Origin of the sequence: Streptomyces lancefieldiae (genome assembly GCF_031845825.1) — a bacterium.
Lineage (GTDB): Bacteria > Actinomycetota > Actinomycetes > Streptomycetales > Streptomycetaceae > Streptomyces > Streptomyces lancefieldiae.
On record NZ_JAVRFH010000009.1, the window covers coordinates 118,625 to 144,829 of the forward strand.

Annotated in this window: 27 protein-coding genes; 17 read left to right on the forward strand and 10 right to left on the reverse strand. The window is 72.2% G+C overall.

Translation table 11 applies throughout. The features are described from left to right. Positions 1-111 precede the first annotated feature (111 nt). Positions 112-1,185 (forward strand): lytic polysaccharide monooxygenase, encoded by a 1,074-nt coding sequence (locus RM812_RS11695; protein WP_311572398.1) that lies wholly within the window; start codon positions 112-114, stop codon positions 1,183-1,185. 198 nt (positions 1,186-1,383) lie between these two features. Further along, a complete protein-coding gene (locus tag RM812_RS11700) occupies positions 1,384-1,773 on the forward strand; it encodes a luciferase domain-containing protein (protein WP_311572399.1) in 390 nt (129 codons plus the stop codon). Between the two features lie 54 nt (positions 1,774-1,827). Here the strand turns inward: RM812_RS11700 and RM812_RS11705 are convergent, their stop codons facing one another. Further along, a complete protein-coding gene (locus RM812_RS11705; RefSeq protein WP_311572400.1) occupies positions 1,828-3,420 on the reverse strand; it encodes an MFS transporter in 1,593 nt (530 codons plus the stop codon). A 125-nt stretch (positions 3,421-3,545) separates the two neighbouring features. Continuing rightward, entirely contained in the window at positions 3,546-4,019 is a 474-nt protein-coding gene (locus RM812_RS11710; protein ID WP_311572401.1) for a MarR family winged helix-turn-helix transcriptional regulator, read from the reverse strand. Positions 4,020-4,111: 92 nt separating this feature from the next. Here RM812_RS11710 and RM812_RS11715 point away from each other — a divergent pair, with 92 nt between their 5' ends. Continuing rightward, positions 4,112-4,480 carry a DUF779 domain-containing protein gene (locus tag RM812_RS11715; protein WP_311572402.1) on the forward strand — a complete coding sequence of 123 codons (369 nt, stop codon included), beginning with the start codon at positions 4,112-4,114 and terminating at the stop codon, positions 4,478-4,480. Positions 4,481-4,520: 40 nt separating this feature from the next. Here RM812_RS11715 and RM812_RS11720 read toward each other — a convergent pair whose 3' ends face one another. From RM812_RS11720 to RM812_RS11745, 6 genes are all read right to left on the reverse strand, one after another. Further along, complete coding sequence (locus RM812_RS11720; protein ID WP_311572403.1) at positions 4,521-4,715, reverse strand: hypothetical protein; 195 nt, start codon at positions 4,713-4,715, stop codon at positions 4,521-4,523. Positions 4,716-4,830: 115 nt separating this feature from the next. Beyond that, positions 4,831-5,694 (reverse strand): phosphatidylinositol-specific phospholipase C/glycerophosphodiester phosphodiesterase family protein, encoded by an 864-nt coding sequence (locus tag RM812_RS11725; protein ID WP_311572404.1) that lies wholly within the window; start codon positions 5,692-5,694, stop codon positions 4,831-4,833. A gap of 239 nt (positions 5,695-5,933) precedes the next feature. Next, positions 5,934-7,016 carry an acyl-CoA dehydrogenase family protein gene (locus tag RM812_RS11730; RefSeq protein WP_311572405.1) on the reverse strand — a complete coding sequence of 361 codons (1,083 nt, stop codon included), beginning with the start codon at positions 7,014-7,016 and terminating at the stop codon, positions 5,934-5,936. Continuing rightward, positions 7,013-8,194 (reverse strand): acyl-CoA dehydrogenase, encoded by a 1,182-nt coding sequence (locus RM812_RS11735; protein ID WP_311572406.1) that lies wholly within the window; start codon positions 8,192-8,194, stop codon positions 7,013-7,015. Before RM812_RS11735 ends, RM812_RS11730 begins: the two co-directional genes overlap by 4 nt. Next, the gene (locus RM812_RS11740; RefSeq protein WP_311572407.1) at positions 8,191-9,162 is read right to left on the reverse strand and encodes an NADPH:quinone oxidoreductase family protein; all 972 of its coding nucleotides are present in this window, start codon (positions 9,160-9,162) and stop codon (positions 8,191-8,193) included. The genes RM812_RS11735 and RM812_RS11740 overlap by 4 nt, the downstream gene beginning before the upstream one ends. A gap of 93 nt (positions 9,163-9,255) precedes the next feature. Next, positions 9,256-9,828, reverse strand: coding sequence for a helix-turn-helix domain-containing protein (locus RM812_RS11745; RefSeq protein WP_311572408.1), 573 nt, complete (start codon positions 9,826-9,828; stop codon positions 9,256-9,258). 77 nt (positions 9,829-9,905) lie between these two features. On the opposite strand from RM812_RS11745, the gene RM812_RS11750 reads away from it, so the two are divergent. The 7 genes from RM812_RS11750 (at position 9,906) to RM812_RS11780 (ending at position 16,780) form a co-directional block, all read left to right on the forward strand. Further along, positions 9,906-10,907 (forward strand): NAD(P)/FAD-dependent oxidoreductase, encoded by a 1,002-nt coding sequence (locus RM812_RS11750; RefSeq protein ID WP_311572409.1) that lies wholly within the window; start codon positions 9,906-9,908, stop codon positions 10,905-10,907. Between the two features lie 283 nt (positions 10,908-11,190). After that, on the forward strand, positions 11,191-12,729 hold the full coding sequence (locus RM812_RS11755) for an ATP-dependent DNA ligase (protein WP_311572410.1): 1,539 nt from the start codon (positions 11,191-11,193) through the stop codon (positions 12,727-12,729). Continuing rightward, positions 12,726-13,184 (forward strand): NUDIX domain-containing protein, encoded by a 459-nt coding sequence (locus RM812_RS11760; protein ID WP_311572411.1) that lies wholly within the window; start codon positions 12,726-12,728, stop codon positions 13,182-13,184. The genes RM812_RS11755 and RM812_RS11760 overlap by 4 nt, the downstream gene beginning before the upstream one ends. 117 nt (positions 13,185-13,301) lie before the next feature. Beyond that, entirely contained in the window at positions 13,302-14,687 is a 1,386-nt protein-coding gene (locus tag RM812_RS11765; RefSeq protein ID WP_311572412.1) for an NADP-dependent succinic semialdehyde dehydrogenase, read from the forward strand. A 25-nt stretch (positions 14,688-14,712) separates the two neighbouring features. Next, a complete protein-coding gene (locus RM812_RS11770) occupies positions 14,713-14,949 on the forward strand; it encodes a DUF6213 family protein (protein ID WP_311572413.1) in 237 nt (78 codons plus the stop codon). 160 nt (positions 14,950-15,109) lie between these two features. Continuing rightward, positions 15,110-16,186, forward strand: coding sequence for a type III polyketide synthase (locus RM812_RS11775; RefSeq protein ID WP_311572414.1), 1,077 nt, complete (start codon positions 15,110-15,112; stop codon positions 16,184-16,186). A gap of 72 nt (positions 16,187-16,258) precedes the next feature. Next, positions 16,259-16,780, forward strand: a complete 522-nt coding sequence (locus RM812_RS11780) for a cupin domain-containing protein (protein ID WP_311572415.1) — start codon at positions 16,259-16,261, stop codon at positions 16,778-16,780. Between the two features lie 56 nt (positions 16,781-16,836). Here the strand turns inward: RM812_RS11780 and RM812_RS11785 are convergent, their stop codons facing one another. Next, a complete protein-coding gene (locus RM812_RS11785; RefSeq protein WP_311572416.1) occupies positions 16,837-18,078 on the reverse strand; it encodes an acyl-CoA dehydrogenase family protein in 1,242 nt (413 codons plus the stop codon). 169 nt (positions 18,079-18,247) lie between these two features. Here RM812_RS11785 and RM812_RS11790 point away from each other — a divergent pair, with 169 nt between their 5' ends. After that, positions 18,248-18,904, forward strand: a complete 657-nt coding sequence (locus RM812_RS11790) for a TetR family transcriptional regulator (protein WP_311572417.1) — start codon at positions 18,248-18,250, stop codon at positions 18,902-18,904. Between the two features lie 315 nt (positions 18,905-19,219). Here the strand turns inward: RM812_RS11790 and def are convergent, their stop codons facing one another. Continuing rightward, positions 19,220-19,759: a peptide deformylase gene (def, locus tag RM812_RS11795; protein ID WP_311572418.1), complete on the reverse strand. Its 540-nt coding sequence runs from the start codon at positions 19,757-19,759 to the stop codon at positions 19,220-19,222. Positions 19,760-19,938: 179 nt separating this feature from the next. Here def and RM812_RS11800 point away from each other — a divergent pair, with 179 nt between their 5' ends. The 6 genes from RM812_RS11800 (at position 19,939) to RM812_RS11825 (ending at position 26,193) form a co-directional block, all read left to right on the forward strand. Beyond that, positions 19,939-21,177, forward strand: coding sequence for a Mur ligase family protein (locus RM812_RS11800; RefSeq protein WP_311572419.1), 1,239 nt, complete (start codon positions 19,939-19,941; stop codon positions 21,175-21,177). A 23-nt stretch (positions 21,178-21,200) separates the two neighbouring features. Next, complete coding sequence (locus RM812_RS11805; RefSeq protein ID WP_311572420.1) at positions 21,201-21,929, forward strand: type 1 glutamine amidotransferase; 729 nt, start codon at positions 21,201-21,203, stop codon at positions 21,927-21,929. Between the two features lie 164 nt (positions 21,930-22,093). Then, complete coding sequence (locus RM812_RS11810) at positions 22,094-23,119, forward strand: 6-phosphofructokinase (RefSeq protein ID WP_311572421.1); 1,026 nt, start codon at positions 22,094-22,096, stop codon at positions 23,117-23,119. A 138-nt stretch (positions 23,120-23,257) separates the two neighbouring features. Further along, positions 23,258-24,208 (forward strand): cytochrome c oxidase assembly protein, encoded by a 951-nt coding sequence (locus tag RM812_RS11815; RefSeq protein WP_311572422.1) that lies wholly within the window; start codon positions 23,258-23,260, stop codon positions 24,206-24,208. A gap of 58 nt (positions 24,209-24,266) precedes the next feature. Next, the gene (locus RM812_RS11820; protein WP_311572423.1) at positions 24,267-26,003 is read left to right on the forward strand and encodes a septum formation family protein; all 1,737 of its coding nucleotides are present in this window, start codon (positions 24,267-24,269) and stop codon (positions 26,001-26,003) included. Positions 26,004-26,022: 19 nt separating this feature from the next. Then, positions 26,023-26,193 (forward strand): hypothetical protein, encoded by a 171-nt coding sequence (locus RM812_RS11825; protein ID WP_311572424.1) that lies wholly within the window; start codon positions 26,023-26,025, stop codon positions 26,191-26,193. Positions 26,194-26,205: the final 12 nt, after the last annotated feature.

Consider the following 26,205-nt stretch of genomic DNA (forward strand, 5'->3'; position numbering starts at 1 on the left):
CGTCCGGTCGGAACGCCTCCCGGACGGGCGGGGGTTCCATCACACAAGCCTGATTGTCATGACCTGATCATCCACAACGGAGAGACCCAGCATCCGGAAACAGGAGATCCCATGGTTCTACGCACCAGATCCCTCTCTCTCGCGGCGGTACTGGCCACCCTGCTCAGCGCCCTCGGCGTGACCTTCCTCCTCGGGCAGGGCCGGGCCGAGGCCCACGGTGTCGCGATGATGCCCGGCTCGCGCACCTACCTCTGCCAGCTGGACGCCATCACGGGCACCGGCGCGCTGGACCCGACCAACCCGGCATGCCAGAGCGCGCTCGACCAGAGCGGCGCGACCGCGCTGTACAACTGGTTCGCCGTCCTCGACTCCAACGCGGGCGGCCGCGGCGCCGGTTACGTGCCGGACGGCACCCTGTGCAGCGCGGGCGACCGTTCGCCGTACGACTTCTCCGGCTACAACGCGGCCCGCGCGGACTGGCCCCGGACGCACCTGACGTCCGGCGCGACGATGCAGGTGAAGTACAGCAACTGGGCGGCCCACCCCGGGGACTTCCGGGTCTATCTGACCAAGCCGGGCTGGTCGCCCACGTCCGAGCTGGGCTGGGACGACCTGGAGCTGATCCAGACGGTGACCAACCCGCGCCAGCAGGGCTCGCCGGGCACCAACGGGGGCCACTACTACTGGGACCTGGCGCTGCCCTCGGGCCGCTCGGGTGACGCGTTGATCTTCATGCAGTGGGTGCGTTCGGACAGCCAGGAGAACTTCTTCTCCTGCTCCGACGTGGTCTTCGACGGCGGCAACGGCGAGGTGACCGGCATCCGCGGCTCGGGCAGCACCCCGACGCCGACCCCGACGCCGCCGCCCACCCACTCCGGCGACTGCATGGCCGTCTACTCCGTGGAGAACTCCTGGAGTGGCGGCTTCCAGGGCTCCGTCGAGGTGATGAACCACGGGACGGAGCCGCTCAACGGCTGGGCCGTGCAGTGGCGACCCGGCGCGGGGACCAAACTCGGCGGCGTGTGGAACGGCTCGCTGTCCGCCGACGCCGACGGCACGGTCAAGGTCAGGAACGTGGAACACAACCGCGTCGTCCCACCGGACGGCAGTGTGACCTTCGGCTTCACCGCCACGTCGACGGGTAACGATTTCCCGGCCGGGACGATCGGCTGCGTAGCGCCATAGTGGCCCGCAGTACCCCGTAGTACTCCCTAGTACCACGTAGTACCTCGTAGTACGACGGGCAGGGCGTCGCGCGGCCGGGCGCGGGGGCCCTGCCCGGACCCCGTCGGGGCCCCGGGACCGGGACCCGGCGACCTCACGTGCCGGTTACAAATCGCTCAACCTCTGGTTGCGGCGCGGTGATCGGGCGACGATGGGACCATGACTCTGGCCCAGCGCGCCCTTGATCGGCTGCAGGCCTGGCCCGACCTCACCCCGGGTCCGGCCAGTTGCGGAACCGGACGGGCGTTGCGCTCCGTCCGCGACGAGATCGTCCACTTCCACTCGGACCGGGACGTGGACCTCCACCTCACCCACCGGGCCATCCAACGTTTCCAGTACGACCTCGGCGGCTCCAGCGCCATACGCCTGGTCCCCGGCTCCCGCTGGGTGACCGTGCACCTGGACTGCGACACGGACGTCGACCTGCTGCTGAGCCTGGTGAGCATCGCGTTGAAGGCCCAACAGACCCGGCCCGCCGCAGACCTGCCCTCGGAATGCAACTTCCACCGGGTCACGGTACTTCCCCGCGGCGGAGGCGCGGAGGTCTGAGACACACCGGCGGCGGTGCCCCCTCGCTGGAGGGAGCACCGCCGCGCCCCGGCCTCAGTGGTCCGCCGGCCGCCCCTCGGCGCGCCGGATGCCGACGGCGGCGACGACCGCGCCGAGCACACAGAGGATGCCGGTGACGACGACGGCCGCGTGGACGCCGTTCATGAACGCCTGCCCGCTGCCCTCGACCACGGCGGCCCGCAGGCCGGCCGGCATGTCGCCGGAGACGGGCGCCACGCCCATCGCCACGGCGTCCTTGGCCTCGCGCAGACCGTCGGCCATGGCCGCCGGAACGCCCGCGCCGGTCAGCTCCCCGGTGAGCGTGGCGCCGACCTTGCCGCTGATCAGGGAGACCAGCACGGAGGTACCGAGTGCGCCGCCGATCTGCAGGGTCGTAGCCTGCAGGCCACCAGCCACACCGCCGTCCCGGACGGGGGCGTTGCCGACGATGGCGTCGGAGGAGGCGGCCATCACCATGCCGACGCCGAGGCCGAGCGCGATGAACGGCGGCCACATCGTGGCGTAGGAGGAGTCGGTCTGCCAGGTGAGCATGCCGAAGCAGGAGGCGGCCTGCAGCAGCATGCCGAGCGGCATCGTCAGGCGCGGTCCGAAGCGCTGGGTCAGGGCGGCGCCCAGCGGCGAGGCGACCAGCGAGGCGAGGCTGAGCGGGAGAGTCCGCACGCCCGCCTCGACCGGCGTGAAGCCGCGCACGTTCTGCAGGTAGAGCATGACGAAGAAGATCACGCCGAGCATCACGAAGAAGTTCAGCGCGGTGATGACGGCGCCGGTGGTCAGCGCACGGTTGCGGAACAGGCGCATCGGCAGCAGCGGGTGCTCGACGCGGGTCTCGTACCAGCCGAAGACGAGCAGGAGTACGAGGCCGACGGCGACGGCGCCCAGGGTGCCCGCGGAGGTCCAGCCCCAGGTCTCGCCCTTGACGACACCGAAGACCACGGCCAGCAGACCCAGGGCGAGCAGGACGAGGCCGGGGATGTCGAACCGCTCACGACCGGCGGCGTTGCGGCTCTCCGGGAGCACGAGGAGACCGAAGACGATGGCGATGACGCCGATGGGGGCGTTGATGTAGAAGACGGACTCCCAGTTGACGTGCTCCACGAGGAGACCGCCGACGATGGGTCCGAGGGCCGTCGCGACGGCGGAGACCATGGCCCAGATGCCCACGGCCATGCCGAACTTCTTCGGCGGGAAGGCGGCACGGAGCAGACCGAGGGTGTTGGGCATCAGCAGACCGCCGAATACGCCCTGGAGGGCGCGGAAGGCGACGACGCCCACGATCGACCCGGACAGGCCGATGGCGACCGAGGCGAGAGTGAAACCGGCGACGCCCGCGAGGTAGTAGGTGCGTCGGCCGAAGCGGTCGCCGAGCTTGCCGCCCAGGATGAGCGTGGCGGCGAGCGCGAGGAGGTAGGCGTTGGTCACCCACTGCAGTTCGGCGGTGGAGGCGTGCAGGTCGCTGCCGATCGCCGGGTTGGCGATGGCGACGACGGAGCCGTCGAGCTGGACCATGAACAGTCCGAACGCGACGGCGAGGAGGGTCAGCCAGGGGTTGGACCGCAGACGGCCGGCCGCCGGTGGGGCGGTCTCGGCCGCGGACGTGATGGGGTGATCCACGGATGTGGACGGCATGGACGAGCCTTCTCTTCCAGATTCAGAGGTGGTGCGGTGGCGGGGCGGACCACGGGAGCACGGCGGGCCGGCCGCGGGCACGACGGTGTGCCCGCGGCCGGCGGGAATGCCTGGGCCCCGCCCGGTCAGCGGGCGGCGGGGCGGAGGTGCCGTGCCAGTGCGTCGAGGGCGTCCAGTGCGGAGCCGAGCGCGCCCTGCTGGCCGTCGGTGAGGGCGGTCAGGGCACGGCGGAGGAACGCGGTCTCCAGTTCCCGCACCTCGGTCAGCCGCTCGCGGGCCGTGGCCGTCAGGTGGAGGTGGGCGACCCGTTTGTCAGCACTGTCCTGCCTGCGTTCCAGATCCCCCTGCTCGGTGAGCTGGGAGACCAGGGCGCTGACGTTGTTCGGCTTCATCAGCAGGGCCTCGGCGGCCTCACGCACCGTGGCACCCTCACGCTGCGCGACGAACCGCAGCAGCGCGAGCTGCCCCTCCGGGGGCTTGGGGTGCGGGTACTCCGCGCTGACCTGTCGGTCCAGCGCCCGGTGCAACGCGGGAAGGCATGCCGCGAGCCCGGAGGCCACACGGTCGATGTCCCCGCGGGGGGTGCTGGAGTCGGTCACCCGGCAATATTAGATATGACAGTATAGGTATGTCAAAAGAGGTAGCCGTCGCGCAACCCTCTCGCAACCTTCCCCGTGCTGGCATGCACGCCATGCACGCCACACACGAGGAGACCCCCCGCGTCGAGCTCACCCCCGAGGCGGCCGTACTGCTGCGGCGGCTCCGTGAGGCGCACGGCCCGCTGATGTTCCACCAGTCCGGCGGTTGCTGCGACGGCAGCGCCCCCATGTGCTTTCCGGCCGGCGAGTTCCGCACCGGAGCCGCGGACGTCCTGCTCGCGGAGCTGGTCGTCGAGGGCGTCGAGGAGCCGGTGTCGTTCTGGATGTCGCGCAGCCAGTACGCGGCGTGGAGCCACACCCGGCTCATCGTGGACGTCGTCGCCGGCCGGGGCAGCGGCTTCTCGCTGGAGGCACCCGAGGGGGTGCGCTTTCTCATCCGTTCGCGCGTCGTCGGCGGCTAGAAGGCTCACCGAGATCTTCATGAGCCTTCCAGGCCTCCGGTTACGGTCTGAGGCTGCCGACGATGTCCGCCGTGGCGGTCAGGCCGCTGCTGATGGTCGGGGCGATGCTCGTGCTCGCCAGGTAGAAGCCGAGCAGCAGGCACACCAGCGCGTGTGAGATCTTCAGCCCGCCGTTGCGCAGGAAGATCACCGCCAGGACCAGCAGCAACAGCACCACAGAGATGGAAATGGCCATCGTCAACCTCCTCCGCCACGTCCACTTCGCGGCGTTCGGCCGTAAGTGTGGCGTAACGGAGGGTTCGTCCGGGCGGCTGACCTGTCCTCCGAACGTGTGGTGTTCCGGCGGCTTCCTACGCGGCCCGGTGGGCGTCGAGGTACGCCTCGAGGCCCGCGAGGTCGTCGGTGTTGAGGTGGTCGACACCGGCGTCGAGCAGTTCGGCCCACACCGCGTCCCGTGCGGGGCCCGCCACGTCGGGGGTGGCCCAGAAGCGCACCCGCTGCCCGCGGGCGTGCGCCGTGTCGACGATGTCTCGCAGTCCGCGCCGCTCGGCCGCCGGGAAGGCGCCGACGCCCTGCCAGGTGAAGCTGCGCGTCCAGTTGTCGCTGATCAGCGGGACGAGGGAGGCCGGTGCGGTGGTGCCGAGGTCGGTGAGGCGGCCGTCGTAGAAGGCCCGGCGCGTGCTCTGGGCCTCCATGGGCGCGCGGGCGGCCCGGTCGCCGGAGATCACCACGGTGACCGGGCCGGGGAACACCCTCCCGTGGGAGCAGGTCGTGAACAGGTGCTGGTAGCGCCGCAGATGACGGTCGAGCTCGAGGTACGTCGACGAGCCCTCGGTCTTGATGTCGACGAGGAGTTGCAGGGGGCGGCGGTCCCGCCGGTAGACGCGGCCGTGATGGGCCCGGACACGGGCGGCGAGGGGGTCGAGGTAGAGGGACTCCAGGGTGCGGGTGGGGTCGAGGTCCTCGGGATCGTGGGCGACGAGGAGTTGGCCGTCGACCAGGTAGATGTCGGCCTCGACGCTGCCGAAGCGGTGGTCGAGGGCGTCGAGGAGGGGACGGGGGTGCTCGTAGTCGTTGTGGGCGTGCGCGCGCCACAACGGGCGCGGCCCGTGCCTGTTCTCGCTCGCCAGCGCGGTGCCGGCGGGCAGGGCGACCGCGCCCGCGAGGGCGGCGCCGAGGGTGCTGAGGGCGCTGCGTCGGGTGGTGAGGGCCATGCTCTGCCTCCCTGGAAGTGCCGTACGGGACGCCTGTGAGTATGGGGTCCCGATGCCGTCAAGGGGCAGAGCCGTGCGGGGAGTTGGCCCGACCGCCGCCGGTCGTTCACTTCGGTGCGGCGGCGGGCACGGGAAATACCCGCCCCTGAGGGACGGGCATTTCCCGGACCGGACGGCCGGAGAGCCGGACGGCCGGAGAGCCGGAGAGCCGGAGAGCCGGAGAGCCGGAGAGCCGGAGGTCAGGGTGCTCGCAGGTCGACCAGTTCCGCCAGGGCCTGACGGTGGGTGCCCGCCGCGCCATAGGCGATCGAGTCGGCCTTGGCCCGCTTGAGGTACAGGTGGACCGGGTGTTCCCACGTCATGCCGAGACCGCCGTGCAGTTGCAGTGCCTCCTCGGCCGCGTGGACGGCGACCTGGGCCGCGTACGCCTGGGCCACGGCGACGGCCACGTCGGTGTCCGCGCCGGTCGCCAGCGCGTCGGCGGCGTTGCGGGCGGCGGCGCGCAGGCCGGCGACCTCCAGCCACAGGCGGGCGAGCCGGTGCTTGAGTGCCTGGAATCCGCCGACCTGCCGGTTGAACTGCCTGCGTTCCTTGAGGTGGCGGACCGTGTCGGTCAGCAACCGGTCGGCGAGGCCCAGTTGCTCGGAGGCGAGCAGTCCGGCACCAGCCCGCAGGGCGCGCCGTACGGCGGGTTCGGCGTCACCCAGGCGGCGCCCCGACACGCCGTCGAGGGTCACTCGTGCCACCGGTCGGGTGAGGTCCAGGGACACCTGCGGGGTGACGGTCACCTCGGCGGCACCGACCGCGTACAGTCCCCCGTCGTCCGCGGGCACGAGCAGCACGTCGGCGACGGCCGCGTCGGCGATGCCGGTCAGCTCACCGTGCAGGGCGCCGTTCTCGACTCGCACCCGCCCGAAGTCGCCGCCCGGTGCGACGTGCAGGCCGACGGCCAGTACGGCGATGACCGTGGCGGACGCCAGCTCGGTGAGCAGCTCGTCGGCCCTGCAGGACAGCAGCGCCTCGGTGGCGACCACGGCACTCGTCAGATACGGCACCGGCGCGACCGCGCGCCCCAGCTCCTCCAGCACCACGGCGGTTTCCCGGTGGGAGGCGCCCTGACCGCCCAGTTCCTCGGGGATCAGCAGGCCCGCGAGGCCCATGGAGTCGGAGAGCGCCTTCCAGAGGGACACGTCGTGCGCGGTGGCCGACTCGGTGCGCGCGATCACGCCCGCCGGGTCGCAGCGGTCGGTGAGCAGGTCCCGGACTGCGGCGCGCAGCGCCTCTTCCTCCTCCGAGTGGAGAAGATCGGGCTGAGGGCTCATCGGGCGAGGTCCTTCCATGCGACGTCCTTGTCGGTGCGCGGTTCGGCGGGCAGGCCCAGGACGCGCTCGGCGACGATGTTCAGCAGGACCTCGCTGGTCCCGCCCTCGATGCTGTTCCCCTTGGAGCGCAGGTAGCGGTACCCGGCGTCGCGGCCGGTGAAGTCAACGTGCTCGGGGCGGCGCATGGTCCAGTCGTCGTACAACAAGCCCTCTTCGCCGAGGAGTTCCACCTCCAGACCGCTGATCTCCTGGTTGAGGCGGGCGAAGTTCAGCTTCATGCCGGCGCCCTCGGGGCCGGGCTGGCCGGCCACCAGTTGCTGGCGCAGCCGTACGCCGGTGAGCCGCGCGACCTCGGCCTCGACCCACAGGCCGAGCAGCCGCTGGTGCAGGTCGTGGGTGCGCAGTTCCGGGCGTTCCCGCCAGGTCGCGGCGATCTTGCCGATCATGCCTCCCTCGCGGGGGATCGGGGTACCGCCGATGGCGACGCGCTCGTTGTTGAGCGTGGTCTGGGCGACCCGCCAGCCGTCGCCGATCTCGCCGAGGCGCCGGGAGTCGGGGATGCGGACGCCGGTGAGGAAGACCTCGTTGAACTCGGCCTCGCCGGTGATCTGGCGCAGCGGCCGGACCTCGACGCCGGGGTCGGTCATGTCGCAGACGAAGTAGGTGATGCCCCGGTGCTTGGGCACGTCCGGGTCGGTACGGGCGATGAGGATGGCCCAGCGGGCGAGGTGCGCGCTGGACGTCCACACCTTCTGCCCGTTGACCACCCAGTCCTCGCCGTCGCGGACCGCGCGGGTGCCGAGTGCGGCCAGGTCGGACCCGGCGCCCGGCTCGCTGAACAGCTGGCACCAGACCTCCTCGCCGGTCCACAGCGGGCGCAGCAGACGGCGCTTCTGCTCCTCGGTGCCGTACTGGAGGATGGTCGGCGCGGCCATCCCGAGGCCGATGCCGATGCGCCGGGGGTCGTTGTCGGGGGCGCCCGCGGCGTCCAGTTCGGCGTCCACGACGGCCTGGAGGGAGCGGGGGACGCCGAGTCCGCCGAGACCCTCCGGGTAGTGCACCCAGGCGAGTCCGGCGTCGAAGCGGGCCCGGAGGAAGTCCAGGCGGTCGCTGGTCGCCGGCGGATGTGCGGCCAACAACTCCTTCGTACGGGTCCGCAGTTCCGCTGCGTCGGTCATGCGGCGACTCCCTTCTCCAGGACGACGGCCACCCGGCCGGTCGTCTTGCCGTCGGCCACCCGCTGCACGGCGTCGGCGGCCCCGCCGAGCGGTACCCGCTCGCTCACCAGCGGCTTGATCGCGCCCCGCGTGGCCAGCTCGGTGAGCTGCTCGTGGCAGTGCTGGACCAGCTTGGGGTTCTTGGTGTTGTACAGGCCCCAGTGCAGGCCGAGGACGGCGTAGTTCTTCACCAGGGCGTGGTTGAGCGCCGGGCTGGGGATGGCGCCGCTCGCGAAGCCGACGACGACGATGCGGCCCTCGAAGGCGACGACCTTGGCCGACTGGGCGTAGGCCTGGCCGCCCACCGGGTCGTAGACCACGTCGGCGCCCCGGCCGCCGGTGGCCTCCTTCACGGCGGCGACGACGTCCTCGCCGTGCCGGTCGACGACCACGTCGCAGCCCAGCTCGCGGGCGACGGCCGCCTTCTCCGGGCCGCCGACGACGCCGATGACGGTGGCGCCGGCCGCCTTGCCGAGCTGCACGGCCGCGCTGCCGACCCCTCCGGCGGCGGCGTGCACGAGCAGGGTCTCGCCGGCCTCCAGCCGGGCCCGGCGGTGCAGGCCGAACCAGCCGGTCTGGTAGCCGATGTGCAGGGCCGCGGCCTCGGCGTCGTCCAGGGCGTCCGGCGCGGGCAGCAGGGCGCGGGCGTCCGCGAGGGCGTACTCGGCGAAGCCGCCGTGCGGCAGCGCAGGGTTGGCGAGGACGCGGCGCCCGTCCTCGGTCTCGCCGCAGACCTCCACGCCCGGCGTGAACGGCAGCGGCGGCCTGACCTGGTACTGCCCCCGGCACAGCAGGGCGTCCGGGAAGTTGATGTTCGCGGCGCGGACCTTCAGCAGGACCTGGCCGTCGCCGGGCGTGGGCGGCGTCACGTCCGCGAGGCGCATCACCTCGCCCGGCTCGCCGTTCTCGTGCACCTGCCATGCCTGCATGCGGGGCCTCCACCGACTGCGTCGTCCGACCGGGTCTCCCGCATACTAAGCGGTCGCTTGCCGATCAGGGAACAGGTCGCGGGCAGTCGCGCGTCACGGCCGGGCGGGGCGCGCCCGTACGTGCATCCGCTCCCCCTGCGGGCCGAACAGGCTGAGGAACTCGACCGGTCCCTCCCCCGTCGACCCGAACCAGTGCGGCACCCGGGTGTCGAACTCGGCGGCCTCCCCCGCCGACAGCACGACGTCGTGCTCCCCGAGCACGAGGCGCAGCCGGCCGGAGAGGACGTACAGCCACTCGTACCCCTCGTGGGTGCGCGGATCCGGCTCCTCCGCCCGCCGGGGTTCGAGCACCTTGAACGCCTGGAGCCCGCCCGGCTGGCGGGTGAGGGGCCAGTGGGTGCGGCCGTGGCGCACGATCGGCTCGGACCGCACCCGGGGGTCGCCGACCGGCGGGGCGCCGACCAGCTCGTCCAGCGGCACCTGGTGGGCCTGGGCGATCGGCAGCAGTAGTTCGAGGCTCGGCTTGCGCAGCCCCGACTCCAGCCGCGAGAGGGTGCTCACCGAGATGCCGGTCGTCTCGGACAGGGCGGCCAGGGTCACCTCCCGCTCCTTGCGGACCTGGCGGAGCCTCGGTCCGACACCGGCGAGAACATCGTCTGCAGTCATGGGGATATTGCAGAACCGGCAAATACATTTGTCAATCCCGCGGTGTCCGGGCGACCTTGGGCGTGGAGGTGGTCACCATGACCCAGAGCAAGGAACTGACCGGGAAGAAGAACCCGACCGGGGAGAAGGACCCGACCGGGGAGAAGGACCCGATCGGGAAGTACGACGTGATCGTCGTCGGCGGCGGCGCGGCAGGGCTGTCCGCCGCGCTCGTCCTGGGCCGCTCGCGGCGGCGCACCCTGGTCGTCGACGCCGGTGAGCCGCGCAACGCGCCCTCGGACCACATGCAGGGGTACCTGACCCGGGACGGCATGCCGCCGGCCGAGTTCCTGGCACTCGGCCGGGAGGAGATCGCGCGGTACGGCGTGGAGCTCGTCCGCGACCGGGTGGTGGACGTGGCCCGGGGGGAGGACTTCGCCGTGGAGCTGGCCGGCGGACGGACGGCGCACGCCCGCCGGCTGATCGTCACCACGGGGCTCAGGGACGAGCTGCCGACGGTGCCCGGCGTCGCCGAACGGTTCGGCCGGGACGTGCTGCACTGCCCGTTCTGCCATGGCTGGGAGGTGCGGGACGAGCGCTTCGGCGTACTCGCCTCCAGCCCGCTCAGCGTCCACCAGGCACTGATGGTGTCCGGCTGGTCGGACGATGTGACGCTCTTCCTGCACACGGTCGCCGAGCGGGAACTGTCCGACGGCGACCTGCGCCGGCTCTCGGCGGCCGGGGTCAAGGTGGTGCCCGGCGAGGTCGCCGGGCTGCGGGTCGAGGACGACCGGCTCATCGGGGTCCGGCTGGCGGACGGCTCGACGCACGACCGCTCGGTGGTCTTCGTCGCCCCGCGCGCAGTACCGCAGACCGGCCTGATGGAGCGGCTGGGCGCCGAGCTGCAGGAGACGCCGTTCGGTGCCTACCCCGTGGTCGACCCGACGGGCCGGACCACCGTGCCCGGGGTGTGGACCGCCGGCAACGCGCTGGGGTTCGGCGAGCAGGTCGTCCACGCGGCGAGCGGCGGCTACCGCGCGGCGGCGGCGATCGTCGGCGACCTGATCATGTCGGATCTGGACGCGGCCCTGGAGGCGTAGGGCGACACGCCGGGAGCACGCATGCCCGGGACCACGCCCGCCCGGGACGGAACAACGACTCCACCCCGGACACGGACACCCGCCCCGGAGCCGGGACGGCGGCGCCCCTCCCGGCACGGACACGCACCCCGGGGCGGAACGACGCGACCGCGCAGGGCCCGCACCGCCCCGGTGCCCGCACCGCACAGAAGCCGCCCCGGACACCGGAGCCGCCCGCCGTCGAGGCGCGGAGTGCGTAGAACGCGCGGGTGTGGTGCCGTCCTCTGCGGTGCACCATGACTGCATGCTGCTTGCCCGGTTGGCCCAGGTGTCCCGGGACATCGCCGCCACCTCGGCGCGGTCCCGGAAGACCGCCCTGCTCGCGGAACTGTTCCGGGAGGCGGAGGCGGAGGACGTGCCGGTCGTCATCCCGTATCTGGCGGGGCGGCTCCCCCAGGGCCGGATCGGCGTCGGCTGGAAGGTGCTGAGCCGCCGGGTCGAACCGGCCGCCGAGCCGACCCTGACCGTGCGTGAGGTGGACGCCCGGATCACGCGGCTCGGCGCGCTGTCCGGCGCCGGTTCGCAGGCCGAGCGGACCCGCCTGGTCGGCGAGCTGATGGGCGCGGCCACCGAGGACGAGCAGCGCTTCCTGTTGGGGCTGCTCACCGGCGAGGTCCGGCAGGGCGCCCTGGAGGCGGTCGCCGTCGAGGGCCTGGCCGGGGCTACCGGGGCGCCGTCGGTGGACGTACGGCGCGCGGTGATGCTCGCGGGCTCCCTGCAGACGGTGGCCGAGGCGCTGCTCGCCGAAGGGCCGGGCGCCCTGGACCGCTTCCGGCTCACCGTCGGCCGCCCGGTCCTGCCGATGCTGGCGCACAGCGCCTCCTCGGTCGCCGAGGCGGTCGACAAGCTGGGCGGTTGCGCGGTCGAGGAGAAGCTGGACGGCATCCGGGTCCAGGTGCACCGCGAGGGCGGCACCGTACGGGTCTACACCCGCACCCTGGACGACATCACCGACCGGCTCCCCGAGGTCACCGCGACGGCCCTCGCACTGCCCGGCGAGCGGTTCGTCCTGGACGGCGAGGTGATCTCCCTCGACGGGAGCGGACGCCCCCGTTCGTTCCAGGAGACCGCCGGGCGGGTCGGCTCCCGCACGGACGTGGCCACGGCCGCGCGGGCGGTCCCCGTCTCCGTCGTGTTCTTCGACGCGCTGTCCGTGGACGGCCGCGACCTGCTCGACCTGCCGCTGACCGAGCGGCACGCGGAACTGGCCCGGCTGGTCCCGGAGCCGACGCGGGTGCGGCGCACGCTGGTGGCGGGGCCCGAGGAGACCCCGGCCGCGGAGGAGTTCCTCGCCGCGACCCTCGAACGCGGCCACGAGGGCGTCGTCGTCAAGGCGCTCGACGCCGCCTACAGTGCGGGCCGGCGCGGCGCGTCCTGGCTGAAGGTCAAGCCCGTGCACACCCTCGACCTGGTCGTCCTGGCCGCCGAGTGGGGCCACGGCCGCCGCACCGGCAAGCTCTCCAACCTCCACCTGGGCGCCCGCACCGCCGACGGCTCCTTCGCCATGCTCGGCAAGACCTTCAAGGGCATGACCGACGCGCTGCTGACCTGGCAGACCGAGCGGCTCCAGGAGCTGGCCGTCGAGGAGCACCCCTGGGGAGTGACCGTGCGCCCCGAACTCGTCGTGGAGATCGCCTACGACGGCCTCCAGCGTTCCACCCGCTATCCGGCCGGCGTCACCCTCCGCTTCGCCCGTGTGATCCGCTACCGCGACGACAAGCGCCCGGAGGAGGCGGACACGGTGCGGACGCTGCTCGCCGCGCATCCGGGGGTGGCCCCGTGAGACGCAGCGCGGGTCTGCTCCTGCACCGCCCCACCGCTCAGGGCCGGCAGGTGCTGCTCGGCCACATGGGCGGCCCCTTCCACGCCCGCCGCGACGCCGGGGCGTGGACGATCCCCAAGGGCGAGTACGACCCCGCCGAACCGGCCTGGGACGCCGCCCGGCGCGAGTTCGAGGAGGAGCTGGGGCTTGCGCCGCCCGACGGCGAGGCCGTCCCGCTCGGCGAGGTCCGCCAGTCCGGCGGCAAGATCGTCACGGCCTGGGCCGTCGAGGCCGACCTCGACCCGGCGACGGTCGTCCCCGGCACGTTCCGCATGGAGTGGCCGCCGCGGTCGGGCCGCGTCGAGGAGTTCCCCGAGCTGGACCGCGTGGCGTGGTTCACGGTGGACCGGGCACGCGAAGTGATCGTGAAGGCGCAGGCCGCGTTTCTCGACCGGCTGGCTGAGCACTCGCACTGACGAGCGGCCATGAGCGGCGGCGAGGGACGACGGGAACCGACGAGAGCAGTCCGCGTTGCGGCACCCCGCGCCGGGCGCCAAGGTCGAAACACGAGTCTGCACCCAGGGAGGTCGGCCATGCCCATCGCGACGGTGAACCCGGCGAACGGCGAGACGCTCAGGACGTACGAGGCCATGGGCGAGGAGGAGATCGAGCGCCGGCTCCAGCTCGCGGAGGCCACCTTCCGTACGTACCGGACGACGACGTTCGACGAGCGGGCGAGGCTCCTGCACCGGGCCGCCGACCTCCTGGAGGAGGACCAGGGCGAGATCGGCGAGGTCATCACCACCGAGATGGGCAAGCCGGTCAAGCAGGCCCGCGCGGAGGCCGCCAAGTGCGCCAAGGCGATGCGCTGGTACGCCGACCACGCGGCCGGCCTGCTCGCCGACGAGGAGCCCGCCGAGTCCGACGTGAAGGACTCCGGAGCCTCCCGGGCCCTGGTCCGCTACCGGCCGCTCGGCCCGGTGCTCGCGGTGATGCCGTGGAACTTCCCGCTGTGGCAGGTGATCCGGTTCGCGGCGCCCGCGCTGATGGCGGGCAACGTCGGGCTGCTCAAGCACGCGTCGAACGTCCCGCAGACCGCCCTGTACCTGGAGGACCTGTTCCACCGGGCGGGTTTCCCCGAGGGCTGCTTCCAGACCCTGCTCATCGGCTCGGCCGCGGTCGACGACATCCTGCGGGACGAGCGCGTACGGGCCGCCACCCTCACCGGCAGCGAGCCCGCCGGACGCGCGATCGCCTCCACCGCCGGGGAGATGGTCAAGAAGACGGTGCTGGAGCTGGGCGGCAGCGACCCGTTCGTCGTCATGCCGTCCGCCGACATCGACCGGGCCGCCCGGGTGGCCGTGAACGCCCGCACGCAGAACGCCGGGCAGTCCTGCATCGCCGCCAAGCGGTTCATCGTGCACACGGACGTGTACGACGCCTTCGTCGAGCGCTTCACCGAGGGCATGAAGGCGCTGCGGGTCGGCGATCCCATGGACGAGGAGACGGAGGTCGGTCCGCTCTCCAGCGAGCGCGGCCTGGACGACGTCGTGGAACTGGTCGACGACGCGGTGCGCGCCGGCGCGACGGTGCTGTGCGGCGGCGAACGTCCCGACGGGCCCGGCTGGTACTACCCGCCGACCGTGCTGGCCGACGTCACCCGCGAGATGCGCATCCACCGCGAGGAGGCCTTCGGCCCGGTCGCCACGCTGTACCGCGCGGCCGACCTGGACGAGGCGGTGCTGATCGCCAACGACACGGACTTCGGGCTCAGTTCCAACGTGTGGACGCGTGACGACGCCGATGTGGACCGTTTCGTACGGGACCTGGAGGCGGGCGGTGTGTACGTCAACGGGATGACGGCGTCGCATCCGGCGTTCCCGTTCGGCGGGGTCAAGCGGTCGGGCTACGGGCGTGAGCTGTCCGGGCACGGAATCCGCGAGTTCTGCAACATCACCACCGTATGGCACGGAGCGTGAGCCCTCCGCGACTACGATCCCCCCTGTGAACCGCGAAGTGACCCTCCCTCTGATCGTCGACGACCGCGGCACCCTGCAGGTCGCCGCGTCCGACGTGAGCAAGCTGCTGCGCACGGTGGGCGGGCGATGGCTGCGGCTGGTGGAGGCCGGCGAGGAGGGTCTGGACGAGGACACGGTCGCGGCCCTGACCATCGAGCTCGCCAAGCTGGCCGACCGCATCGACGTGGCCTGCATCGCCCACAGCAGCGGCCAGTCCCCCTGAGGCGGCGTACACCTGCCGTCCGGCAGTTTCACCGAGATGGAGTAACCCCGCGAGAGATTGCGGCCCCGGTGAGTGACCGTGGATGAACACCCCCAATGGGTGTCGCCACTTTCCGGCCGGTGGGCGAGAGCCTTCCGCGAGGTGAAAGCAGGTACGGTTCATGGCGACTTTGTGCAGACCCTCGGTGTCCGTTCCAGAGCACGTGATCACGATGGAGGAGACGCTGGAGCTGGCGCGTGAGCGTCACGCCGACCACCCCCAACTGCCGCTGGCCCTCCGGTTGATCGAGAACACCGGCGTGCGTACCCGGCACATCGTGCAGCCCATCGAGGAGACGCTGAAGCACCCCGGTTTCGAGGACCGCAACAGGCTCTACGAGCGGGAGGCGAAGGCCCGGGTCCCGGCCGTGGTCGAACGGGCCCTCGACGACGCGGAACTGCTCGTCACCGACATCGACGTCATCATCTACGTCTCGTGCACGGGCTTCATGATGCCCTCGCTCACGGCGTGGCTGATCAACGAGATGGGCTTCGACAGCACCACGCGACAGATACCCATCGCCCAGCTGGGCTGCGCGGCCGGCGGTGCGGGGATCAACCGGGCCCACGACTTCTGCAGCGCCTACCCCGAGGCCAACGCGCTGATCGTGGCCTGCGAGTTCTGCTCGCTGTGCTACCAGCCCACCGACATCAGCGTCGGGTCCCTGCTCTCCAACGGCCTCTTCGGTGACGGCGTCGCCGCCGCGGTGGTCCGCGGACGGGGCGGCACCGGTGTCCGACTGGAGCGCAACGGCTCGTACCTGATCCCCAAGACAGAAGAGTGGATCATGTACGACGTGAAGGCGACCGGCTTCCACTTCCTGCTGGACAAGCGGGTGCCGGCCACCATGGAGCCGCTCGCACCGGCCCTGCAGGAGCTGGCGAGGACCCACGGCTGGGACGCCTCCGACCTGGACTTCTACATCATCCACGCGGGCGGGCCCCGCATCCTGGACGACCTCAGCACGTTCCTGCAGGTCGACCCGCACGCGTTCCGGTTCAGCCGGGCCACGCTCACCGAGTACGGCAACATCGCCAGCGCCGTCGTCCTGGACGCGCTGCGCAGACTCTTCGACGAAGGCGGCGTCAGCGACCGGTCGCGCGGACTGCTGGCCGGATTCGGCCCCGGCATCACCGCCGAGATGTCGCTGGGCCGCTGGCAGACCGCGGACGACGTCCAGGGCGTGAGGCAACCGTGAGTGCAGAAACGATTCCCCGGACGGCATCGCCCGTCCGGGACCGGCCGGCCCCCGTCACGTGGTGAGCGGGCGATGACGCCGACGGAGGGGCTGCTGGTGCCGCCGGGTCACGGCCGGGTCGTGCAGGCCCCCGCACAGCACGTGACGTTCAAGGTGACCGGTTCGCACTCGCGCATGGCCTCCACCTTCGAGGTGATCGTGCCGCCGGGCTTCGACGTCGGCGCCCACGTGCACACCCGCAGCGAGGAACTGTTCTACGTGCTCGAGGGCGAGCTGGACGTGCTCGCCTTCGAGCCGCGGGTCCGCACTGCCGACAACTGGCAGAAGTGGGAGTCGAGTTCGGGAAACCGAGTGGTACGCGCCACCCCCGGTACGGTCATCGTCGTACCGCCCGGCTGCCCCCACGCCTTCGCCAACCCGACGGGCGAGCCCGCGAAGATGTTCTTCCAGGCGAGCCCGCCCCCGGACCACGAGCGCTACTTCGAGGAGCTGCTGGAGATCCTGGGATCCGGAGGCCCACCCGACCACGAGGCCATCGAGGCGCTCAGAGCCAAGTACGACATCGAGCAACTCACACCTTTGAGGCACCGGTGAGAGTGCCCGACCCAGGGGCGCGGGGCCGTGCCGGTCCGCGGCTCCGCCCCGCGGGACTACCGAATCGGCATCCCCGACAACGTCCGGGCGATCACCAGCCGCTGGATCTCGCTCGTCCCCTCGAAGATGGTGTAGATCGCGGAGTCGCGGTGCATCCGCTCCACCGGGTATTCCCGCGTGTATCCGTTGCCGCCCAGGATCTGGACCGCCTGGGCGGTCACCTTCTTCGCCGTCTCACTCGCGAACAGCTTGGACATCGAACCCTCGGCGGCGGTGAACGGCCTGCCGTTGATCGCCATCCACGACGCCCGCCACACCAGCAGCCGCGCCGCGTCGATCGACGTGCGCATGTCCGCCAGCTGGAAGGCGACGCCCTGGTTGTCGATGATCGGCCGCCCGAACTGCTCACGGGTCCGGGCGTACTCGAGCGCCACCTCGTACGCGGCACGCGCCGTGCCCACCGCCATCGCGCCGACCGCCGGGCGCGACGCCTCGAACGTGGCCATCGCCGCGTTCTTGACGCTCCCCCGGGGCTCCCCCACGCCACCCTTCTCGGCCTTCTCCCGGGCGCGGGCGAGACGCTCGTCCAGCTTCTCCTTGCCGCCGAGCAGGCAGGAGCCGGGGACACGCACGTGGTCCAGGATCACCTCGGCGGTGTGCGAGGCGCGGATGCCGTGCTTCTTGAACTTCTGGCCCTGGGACAGCCCCGGGGTGTTCGGCGGGACGATGAAGGAGGCGTGCCCCTTGGAGCCCAGCTCCGGGTCGACGACCGCGACGACGACGTGGACGCCCGCGATGCCGCCGTTGGTCGCCCAGGTCTTGGTGCCGTTGATCACCCACTCGTCCTTGGCCTCGTCGTACACGGCACGCGTGCGCATGGAGGCCACGTCGGAGCCGGCGTCCGGCTCCGAGGAGCAGAAGGCGGCGACCTTCACGTCCTGGGCGTCGCCGTACATCTGGGGGATCCAGGTGCCGATCTGCTCCTCGGTGCCGTTGGCGAGGACGCCGACGGCGGCGAGGCCGGTGCCGACGATGGACAGGGCGATTCCGGCGTCACCCCAGAACAGCTCCTCCATCGCCATGGGGATGCCGAGGCCGGTGGGGTCGAAGTACTGCTGCGCGTAGAAGTCGAGGGAGTAGATGCCGACCTTGGCGGCCTCCTGGATGACCGGCCAGGGAGTCTCCTCACGCTCGTCCCATTCGGCGGCCGCGGGGCGGATGACGTCGGCGGCGAAGCCGTGCAGCCAGTCCCGGACCTCCTTCTGTTCGTCGTTGAGCTCCATGGTGAACTCGGCCATGTCCCCTCCAGTGACGCGCGTACATGTTACCTGCGGTAACCGAAGTCTGTTACCGGTGGGTAGGAAAAGTCAACTCCCGAGGCCGTGGGGCCCTCCCGTTCGATGCCCGGCGTCCTGTGGGTGTTAGTTTGCGCAGGCGTCACCGAACCAGCACGGGTGGGGAGAGCACATGGACACCACGCAGCGGACCGATCAGCAGCGGTCCGCCGACCGCAGACGGCGCGAGCTGCTGGAGGCCGCCGACCGGGTGGTGCTGCGCGACGGCCCCCAGGCCTCGATGAACGCCATCGCCGCCGAGGCCGGCATCACCAAGCCGATCCTCTACCGCCACTTCGGCGACAAGGGCGGACTGTACGCCGCCCTCGCCCAGCGGCACACGGACGCCCTCCTCTCGTCGCTGCGGGCCGCCCTCGACGCTCCGGCCGACCGGCGGGAACGCGTCGAGTCCACCCTGGACACCTATCTGGCGGCCATAGAGGCGCGCCCGCAGGTGTACCGCTTCCTGATGCACCCGGCGGAGGGCAACGCCCCCTCGGGCGACCAGGCCGAGCAGGGCTTCGACGTCGGCAAGCACTCGGCGCCGCTGCTGCGCCGCATGGGCGAGGAGCTGGCCCAGGTCATCGAGGAACGCCTCGACGTCGGACCGGGGACCCAGCAGCTGGCCCGGGTGTGGGGGCACGGCATCGTCGGCATGATGCACGCCGCCGGGGACTGGTGGCTGGGCGAGCGGCCCTGCTCCCGGGCGGAGCTGGTGACGAGTCTGGCGGATCTGCTGTGGGGGCGGCTGTCCGCGGCCGACGACAAGGCGGGCGGCCCGGGCTTCTGACCGTCGTGTGCCACCCGTGTCCGCCCGTGGCCCGGTAACCCGGTGACGTACCGGACCCGACGCCCGCCAACGGCCGGCCCCGCGGCGACCGCCGGTGGCCGACCCCGTCTTGGCGCGGCTTCGCCGACGACCGGTCCCGCCCCCTGGCCCCGCGGGCCACATGCGAGGCACGGCGACCACGCGCAACCGGTCCGCGTCGAGCGCGGTGGCCGTCCCGTGAGCGGTCCCGTCCCGAGCGCGGCCACCACCCCCGGGCGGGCGCCACGTGCCGGAGCCGTACGCCGCTCCTGGGCCCCGTGCCTCAGGCAGGTGCGGTCAGCGGTGCCAGGACGCGCGCGCCGCCTGCCGCATGAGTCTGCGGTGCCGCCAACCCGACAGGCGATCGGCGTACACCCGCCCCTCCAGGTGATCGCACTCGTGCTGCAGGCACCGGGCGAAGAACCCCGTCCCGTGCACGGTGACCGGTTCCCCGGTCACGGTGAAGCCCTCCACCACCGCGTGGTCGTGGCGCTCGGTCCCGGCCTCCAGTCCCGGCAGCGACAGACAGCCCTCCGGCCCGCGCACCACCACCCCGTCGGCCTCGACGAGCCGCGGGTTCACCACGTGTCCGAGGTGGCGCTCGTCCTCGTCGTCGGGACAGTCGTACACGAAGACGCGTACCGGCTCGCCGATCTGGTTCGCGGCCAGGCCCACACCGTGGGCGGCGTACATGGTCGCGAACAAGTCCTCCACGAGGGCGGCGAGTTCCGGGCCGAAGTCGGTCACCTCCTCGCAGGGAGTGTGCAGGGCGGGGTCGCCGAGGAGGGTGAGGGGACGGACGCGCCCGTGGGCGCCCGGGATGGGGCCGTGTCGCATGGCGGCAAGAGTAAGGTCCTTGTGTCCCCCGGCGGTCCGCGCCCATCGCCGGGACCGGGTGGCCGGTGCCGCGATTCGGGAGTGCGAATGGATCTCGATAGGCTGAGGTCCACACCACGTGGCCGTCAGGCTTCACAGGCTTCAGGCGCGGCGCGTACGGCAAGGAGGATCGAGAACTGATGGCAGGCAACTCGGACCCGCTCACGCCGCGGGCCAAGCTCGCCGTGACCGCGGGCAAGGCGGTCGCGGCGGCATCTCGCGCCGCCGGGCGCGGCAGCGGTTCGGTGATCGGCGGCCGGGTGGCGCTGAAGCTCGACCCCGACCTGCTCGCCCGGCTCGCCCAGCACCTGGACGTGACGCTGGTCTCGGCGACCAACGGCAAGACCACCACCACCCGGCTCATCGCCGAGGCGCTCAAGGCGGCCGGGCCGGTCGTGTCCAACGCCCTCGGCGCCAACATGCCGGCCGGTATCACCTCGGCGCTCGCGGGCGGCTCGGACGCTCGGTTCGGCGTCATAGAGGTCGACGAGAAGTACCTCGTCGGCGTCGCCCAGGCCACCGAGCCGAAGTGCATCGCGCTGCTCAACCTCTCCCGCGACCAGCTCGACCGCGCCGCCGAGACCCGGATGCTCGCCGAGAACTGGCGCGAGGGCCTGGCCGATTCGAAGGCCGTGATCGTCGCCAACGCCGACGACCCGCTGGTGGTGTGGGCCGCGTCCTCCTCCCCCAACGTGATCTGGGTCGCCGCCGGGCAGATGTGGAAGGACGACGCCTGGTCCTGCCCGGCCTGCGGCGGTGTGATGCAGCGCCCGGGCGACGACTGGTTCTGCGGCGAGTGCGGCTTCCGCCGCCCCACGCCGAGCTGGGCCCTGTCCGGCGACCACGTCATCGACCCGCACGGCTCGGCCTGGCCGATCCACCTCCAGCTGCCGGGCCGCGCCAACAAGGCCAACGCCGCCTCCTCGGCCGCCGTCGCCGCCGTCTTCGGGGTGCCGCCGCAGGTCGCCCTGGAGCGCATGTACCAGGTGCAGGCGGTCGCCGGGCGCTACGACGTCGTCCAGTTCCAGGGCCGCGACCTGCGCCTGCTGCTCGCCAAGAACCCGGCGGGCTGGCTGGAGACCTTCTCCCTGATCGACCCGCCGCCGACCCCGGTCATCCTCTCGGTGAACGCGCGCGGCGCCGACGGCACCGACACCTCCTGGCTGTGGGACGTGGACTACACCCGGCTGACCGGCCACCCGATCTGCGTGATCGGTGACCGGAAGCTGGACCTCGCGGTGCGCCTGGAGGTCGCGAACCAGCAGTTCCAGGTGTGCGAGGACCTCGACCAGGCGGTGCAGTTGTGCCCGCCCGGCCGGATCGAGGTCATCGCGAACTACACCGCCTTCCAGGACCTGCGCCGCCGCGTCGGCAACTGACCGCGAGACTTCAGGGGACTTTCGTGAGCGACAACCAACTGCGGATCGTCTGGATCTACCCGGACCTGCTCAGCACGTACGGCGACCAGGGCAACGCCCTGGTCGTGGAGCGCCGGGCCCGGCAGCGGGGCCTCGACGTGGCCCGGCTCGACGTGCGCAGCGACCAGCCGATCCCGACCTCGGGCGACATCTACCTGATCGGCGGCGGTGAGGACCGGCCGCAGCGGCTCGCGGCCGAGCGGCTGCGCCGCGACGGCGGCCTGTACCGGGCGGTGGAGAACGGCGCGATCGTCTTCTCCGTCTGCGCCGGCTACCAGATCCTGGGCCACGAGTTCATCAACGACCTGGGGCAGCGCGAGCCCGGCCTCGGCCTGCTCGACGTGATCTCGACCCGCGGCGAGGGCGAGCGGTGCGTGGGCGACGTCCTGGGGGACATCGACCCGCGTCTGGGCCTGCCCCCGCTGACCGGCTTCGAGAACCACCAGGGCGTCACCCACCTCGGCCCCACCGCCCGCCCGCTCGCCCAGGTCCGCTTCGGCAACGGCAACGGCACGGGCGACGGCACCGAGGGCGCGTACAACGACACGGTCTTCGGGACGTACATGCACGGCCCCGTGCTGGCGCGCAATCCGCTGATCGCGGACCTGCTGCTGAAGCTGGCCCTCGACGTGAACGCGCTGCCGCCGACCGACGACCGCTGGTACGAGGCGCTGCGGGGCGAGCGCATCGCGGCCGCGCAGCAGCCGTCCTGACGCCTGCCGGCAGCCCGTCTGATGGCTTATCCGCACAGGTGAGCGGGCACGTCCAGTAGGCGGACGCACGGTTCGGTCCCGCCGCCCGATGCCGCTAGGGTGGCGGGGATCGAGCCGGACAGCGCGGTCCGGACCCGTGCCACGTTGAGAAGGTATTTCGGGCTATGCGCATTGGTGTCCTCACGTCCGGCGGCGACTGCCCCGGCCTGAACGCCGTCATCCGGTCCGTCGTGCACCGTGCCGTCGTCGACCACGGCGACGAGGTCATCGGCTTCCGGGACGGCTGGCGGGGCCTCCTGGAGTGCGACTACCTCAAGCTCGACCTCGACGCGGTCAGCGGCATCCTGGCCCGCGGCGGCACCATACTGGGCTCCTCCCGGGTCCGCCCCGAGCAGCTGCGCGACGGTGTCGAGCGCGCCCGGGGACACGTCAGGGAACTCGGCGTGGACGCGATCATCCCGATCGGCGGCGAGGGCACGCTGAAGGCCGCCCGACTGCTCTCCGACAACGGCCTGCCGATCGTGGGCGTGCCGAAGACCATCGACAACGACATAGCGGTCACCGACGTCACCTTCGGCTTCGACACGGCCGTGACGGTCGCCACCGAGGCCCTGGACCGGCTGAAGACCACCGCCGAGTCCCACCAGCGGGTGCTGATCGTGGAGGTCATGGGCCGTCACACCGGGTGGATCGCACTGCACTCGGGCATGGCGGCCGGCGCCCACGCCGTGGTCGTGCCGGAGCGGCCCTTCGACATCGACGAGTTGACCGCCAAGGTCGGTGAGCGCTTCTCGGCGGGCAAGCGGTTCGCGATCGTGGTGGCCGCCGAGGGCGCCAAGCCGAAGGCCGGCACCATGGACTTCGACGAGGGCGGCAAGGACGTCTACGGCCACGAGCGCTTCGCCGGCATCGCCCGCCAGCTCTCGATCGAGCTGGAGCAGCGGCTCGGCAAGGAGGCCCGGCCGGTGATACTCGGGCACGTCCAGCGTGGCGGCACGCCGACGGCGTACGACCGGGTGCTGGCGACCCGGTTCGGATGGCACGCGGTGGAGGCCGTGCACCGCGGGGAGTTCGGGATGATGACGGCCCTGCGCGGGACGGACATCAGGATGGTGCCGCTGGCAGAGGCCGTGGAGACGTTGAAGACCGTGCCGGACGCGCGGTACGACGAGTCGGAGTGCGTGCTCTAGCCCGTCGACACGGCCCCGCGCCCCTTAGGGGGGCGCAGCACCGCCCCCGGTGACTTTTGTCGCCGGGGGCGGTTCTAGTCTTGCTTCGGACAGACGGCGCTCAACCGCGCTCAACCCCCACGAAACAGGAGCCGGCGGATGGATCACAGCGGGCACGGCATGACGATGGATCTGCCGCCGTTCACGCTGGGCCGAGGTCTCTCGTGGTCGGCGGACCCCTTCTTCCTGATCGCCTGCCTCCTGGGACTGGCGCTGTACGGCTGGGGCGTCGTCCGGCTGACCCGGCGCGGCGACAAGTGGCCGGTGGGACGGACCGTCGCCTTCGTCACCGGTGTGCTGAGCGTCGGCCTGATGATGTGCACCAAGCTCAACGACTACGGCATGGTCATGTTCAGCGTGCACATGGTGCAGCACATGATGATCAGCATGGTGTCGCCGATCCTGCTGCTGCTCGGCGCACCGATCACCCTGGCCCTGCGCGCACTGCCCACGGCGGGCCGCGGTCGCAAGGGTCCGCGCGAGCTGCTGCTGATGCTGCTGCACAGCCGCTACATGCGGATCATCACGCATTTCGCGTTCACCATCCCGCTGTTCATCGCGAGTCTGTACGCGCTGTACTTCACGCCCCTCTTCGACTTCCTGATGGGCTCCCAGGTGGGACACATCGCGATGATGGTGCACTTCCTCGCCGTCGGTGTGGTGTTCTTCTGGCCGATCATGGGCGTGGACCCGGGTCCGCACCGGCCCGGCTACCTGATGCGGATCCTGGAACTGTTCGCGGGCATGCCGTTCCACGCGTTCTTCGGCATCGCGCTGATGATGGCGTCCTCGCCGATGGTCGAGACGTTCAAGAACCCGCCCGCCTCGCTCGGTATCGACGCGCTCTCCGACCAGAACGCGGCCGGCGGCATCGCCTGGGCCTTCAGCGAGGTCCCGTCCGTCCTCGTGCTGCTCGCGCTGCTGTTCCAGTGGTACGCCTCCGAGGAGCGGCAGGCCCGGCGCACCGACCGGGCCGCCGACCGCGACGGCGACAAGGAACTTGAGGCATACAACGCCTATCTGGCCTCGCTGAACACACGCGGCGGCTGAACGGCGGCACCGTTCAGTAGCATGTGGCGCGTCGGGGGAACCGCCCGGGGGGAGCGGTATGACACGTCACGCGTTCTCAGGACCACCGCCGTCGGGAGCGGGCCGGGTCGTCGCCGGCCGCTATCGGCTGCTGCGCCCGCTCGGCAACGGCGGGGCGGGCGGGGTGTGGCTCGCCCACGATCAGCTGCTGGACCGTGAGGTCGCACTGCGGGCCGGCCGGGGGCAGGCCCGGCGTGCGGCAGGGCCGCGTGACCATCCGCACGCGGTGCCCGTGTACGACGTGGCGGAGCACGAGGGCGTGCCGTGGATCGTCATGGAGTACCTGGCGGACGCCGTCGACCTGCGTGAGCTGGTGGCCCGGCACGGCCCGGCGGCCCCGGCCGACTGCGCCCGGATCGGGCTGGCCGTGCTCGACGCGCTGGCCGCCGGACACGAGCGGGGCGTGCCGTACCGGGAGGTGGACCCGGCGGACGTGCTGCTGGCGCCGGACTCCACGGGCGCGCCGTACGGCCGGATCCTGCTCGCCGCCCACGGCCTGTGCGTACGGCCGGACGGCGCCGCGGGTCCCGAGGCCGAGCTGCACGCGCTGGGCCGCATGCTCTACTACGGCGTCGAGGGCCGCGAGCCCTTCGACGGGGTGCAGGGTCCGGCCGGGTGCGAGGTACCGCGTCCGCCGGTGCGGGCCGGTGCGCTGAGGCCGCTGCTGGACAGGCTCCTCGCCGGGGATCCGGCGCTGCGCGGCTCGGTGGCCGAGGCGGGGGCGGAACTGGCGTGGATCGTCACGCCGCAGACCGAGGTGTACGTCCGGCCGCGGACCGACCCCGGATCGCAGCCGCCCTGGGCCGCGGCGCCCGGGTTCCCGCCCGGCCCGGCCGTCCCCGCCGATCAGCACACCGTCGCCACCGCCACCCCGGCCGTCGTCGCCACCGCCGCCCCCGTCGGCCCCGTCGGCCCCGCCCCGTCCGTTCCGGGCGGGCACCGGCGTTCCCGCCCGCGGGCCCTGCGGGCCGCCTTCGCCGGCGGGCTCGGTCTGGTCCTCGCCCTCGGCGGCGTCTGGTACGCCCTGGCCGACCGGGCGGCCGACGGGACCGGGGCCCCGTACGGGAACGCCGTGGGGCTCGTGGCGCCGTTGGAGGACGGGGATTGTGTGCGCGCCCACTGGCCCGGGGGCACCCGGTTCACGGGGACGCCGCGCCTCACCGTGGACCCGGCCTGCCGGGGCGGGGCGCCCGACGGCCAGGTGATGGCGTTCGTGCCCGCCTCCTCCGCCGAGGAGGCGCGCGAGCTGGGGGCGGCCCGGTGCGAGGAGCGGACGCAGGAGGTCCGGGCGCGGCTGGCCGACGTGCGCAGCCTGGCCGTCGTGCCCGCCGACGACGGTTTCGAGACCGCCGGGCGGCGCACGGCCTGTCTGGTGCTGGGCGCGCGCGGGCCGGTCCACGGGCCGCTCGACCGGCATCGCGAGCCCGGGTCGGTGTTCGCCGACACCGCGACCATGCAGCGCCGGGACTGCCTCGACGTGCGCGCGGCACGGGAGGTCCGGCTGGTGTCCTGCGCGGGCCGGTACGACGAGCAGGTCCTCGGTTTCGCCCGGCTGGCACCCGGCGTGACGCTCGCCGAGGCACCTGCCGAGGCGGACGCGGCGTGCGCGCGGGAGGTGCCGCCGCGTGACTACGGCTTCGATCCCTCCCTGCACGAGGCCGGTTCCCGGACGGCCCCGGGGGCCTGGAAATCCGGCTCACATCTCGTCGTCTGCACCGTACGGAGGCAGAACGGGGGCACCATGGAGGGGAACTAACCATGAGGAGGGTGTTGCGATGCCCGGTTCCACGGACAGTTCCACGAAGACGATGGGGGCGCTGACCATCGGCGGCCTGGTGGCGGTGACGGCCTACACGGTGGCGCTCGGCAGCAACGGCTGGCTGTGGTTCGGCTGGGTGGTGCTGGGCCTGATCACCCTGGGGATGGTCGCCACGCACAGCGCCTGAGCCCCGCGCGGG